Origin of the sequence: Rhodococcus sp. EPR-147 (assembly GCF_001647185.1) — a bacterium.
Classification (GTDB): domain Bacteria; phylum Actinomycetota; class Actinomycetes; order Mycobacteriales; family Mycobacteriaceae; genus Rhodococcoides.
Genome location: NZ_LVCU01000412.1, coordinates 1 through 2,577, shown reverse-complemented (window position 1 = coordinate 2,577; position 2,577 = coordinate 1). Strand labels below are relative to the sequence as shown.

The window sequence follows — 2,577 nt, the reverse complement described above, 5'->3', positions numbered from 1 at the left end:
CCGCTGCTGCCTCTGGCTGCGGTGATCGGCGCGCCGGGGTTGTCGTTCGTCGTGGTGCTGATCGGGTCCGCTCTGGCCGGCGTCGTTGCCTCCGGTCGCATCACCCGCAGAACTGCAGCAGCGTCGTGCATCGGTGTGGCCACTGCTGTAGGGGCGCTCACGATGGTGGCTCCACTGTTCGCTCCGCCGCCGCAGGACACGGTCACCGTCGCCTTGGTGCAAGGCAACGTCCCGCGTCTCGGTCTCGACTTCAACGCCCAACGACGCGCGGTTCTCGACAACCATGTTCAGCGCACCATCGAGCTCGCCGCCGACATCGACTCCGGCCGCGTACGCGCACCCGACCTGGTCATCTGGCCGGAGAACTCCTCCGACATCGATCCCCTGCGCAACCCCGACGCCGCCGCACGTATCGACGCCGCGGCCCGCGCCGTCGGAGTCCCCGTACTCGTCGGCACGGTTCTCCGCCGAGACGACGGCACCACGAGCAACACCTCGATCGTGTGGGATCCCGTCACCGGGCCCGGGCAGAGGCACGACAAGCGGCAACTGGTGCCGTTCGGGGAGTACCTGCCGATGCGCACGATCGTCACCGCACTCTCTCCCTATGCCGCCCAGGCAGGAAACTTCACCCCGGGCCAGGGCAACGGCGTCCTCGACCTCGCCGGAGTGCACGTCGCGGTGGCCACCTGCTACGAGGTCGCCTTCGACTCGTTGCTCACCGACTCCGTGCGCGCCGGTGCCCAGCTGATCGCAGTGCCCACCAACAACGCCACTTTCGGTCGGACGAACATGACCTATCAACAACTCGCCATGTCGCGGGTACGAGCGGTCGAACACGGGCGCAGCGTCGTCGTGTCGGCCACCAGCGGCGTCAGCGCCGTCATCGATGCACGCGGGGAGGTCGTCGAGCGCACGGAGCTGTTCACCCCCGCAGCTGTCGTCACCGAGGTGTCACTGAGCACCACCCTCACCCCGGCGACGATCACCGGCAGCGTTCCGGAATGGATTGCCGCCACCGGCGCTGGTGCAGCACTGGCGTTCTCGCTGCTGCGCCGACCACGCTCCATCACACCGAACCCCGCAAACTACTATGTCGCGTAGTATTTAGATGGTGGTCGGTGAAGGGCGTGCGGAGATGACGATCGACGAACACCCCCGTGCGCACTCGCCGGGACTGGTGCGCAGAACAGTGGCGATGCTGCGCAACCGGTGGCGACAACTGACGTCGATGCGGACAGCGTTGGTGCTGCTGTTCCTCCTCGCCGCCGCAGCTGTCCCCGGCGCTTTGCTGCCGCAGCGCAATCTCAATACCCAGGCCGTCGATTCTTTCATTGCCGCGCGTCCGGTTCTCGGGCCGGTGATGGACACGCTGGAATTGTTCGACGTGTTCGCGAGTTCCTGGTTCACCGCGATCTACGTCCTGTTGTTCGTGTCGCTGATCGGCTGTCTGACTCCCCGGTTGATCGAGCACGGCAAAGCTCTTCGCGCACAACCTGTTCGAGTACCGCGAAACCTCACTCGACTACCGTTGCATCATTCGGGCACCCTCGCCGGTGACCCCGAGAAGGTGATCGCCGACATCGCGCGGCACTTGAAAGGGTGGCGTACCGCCGTTCGACCCGAGCCCGATGGGGCACTGACTCTCTCGGCGGAGAAGGGCTACACCCGCGAGGCCGGGAACCTGCTGTTTCACTTCTCGCTGATCGGTCTGCTCGCGGCCATCGCGATCGGCAAACTGTTCGGCTACGAAGGCTCGGTCATCGTCATCGCCGACAACGGGCCCGGTTTCTGCAACACCTCGCCCGCGATCTACGACTCCTTTCGCGCCGGCAACAGCACCGACGGCACCGGACTCGAGCCGTTCTGTATCCGGGTCAGAGATTTCACCGCCGACTACCTCGAGAACGGTCAGGCCGAGATGTTCACCTCGAACATCTCCTACCAGAGCGCCGACGACATCGCCGCCGACACCTGGCGCGACTATCAACTCAAAGTCAACGAACCCCTCCGGCTCGGCGACGAACGCATCTACCTCACCGGACACGGCTACGCCCCCGAGTTCACCGTCACCTTCCCCGACGGCCAGACCCGCACCGAAGCGCTGCAGTTCCGCCCCGACGACGCCACCACGTTCCTCAGCAGCGGCGCGCTGCGATTCGACCCACCCGGGGGGACCTACGCCACCGCCGAGGAGCGCCGCCGAGGGCAGATCGCCATCGAAGGACTCTTCGCGCCCACCGCGCAATTCAACGGCAACCTGCTCTCCTCCCGCTTCCCGGAACTGGTCGATCCCGCGGTGGCAGTGGACATCTACAAAGGCGACACCGGTCTCGACACCGGCATCCCGCAGTCGATCTTCTCCCTGGACCAGGAGATGATCAACCAGGGCCGGCTGGTCAAGCAGGACCGGGTCAACCTGCGGCCCGGAGAATCGACGACCCTCTCCGACGGCACCGTCGTCCGGTTCGACGGTGCCAAGGAATTCGCGAACCTCCAGGTCGGATACGACCCCGCGCAGCGGTGGGTGCTCGTGTTCGCGGTCACGATGATGACCGGACTACTGGTGTCCCTGGT

At 65.8% G+C, this 2,577-nt stretch carries 2 protein-coding genes; both read left to right on the top strand.

Features of this window, described 5'->3' with window-relative positions; all coding sequences use genetic code 11:
• Positions 1 to 1,104, top strand: a 1,104-nt coding sequence (gene lnt, locus A2J02_RS18195) for an apolipoprotein N-acyltransferase (RefSeq protein WP_082899530.1), incomplete at its 5' end; no start/stop codon positions are given.
• A 34-nt stretch (positions 1,105 to 1,138) separates the two neighbouring features.
• A partial coding sequence (gene resB, locus A2J02_RS18190) for a cytochrome c biogenesis protein ResB (protein WP_032400877.1) occupies positions 1,139 to 2,577 on the top strand: 1,439 nt, incomplete at its 3' end.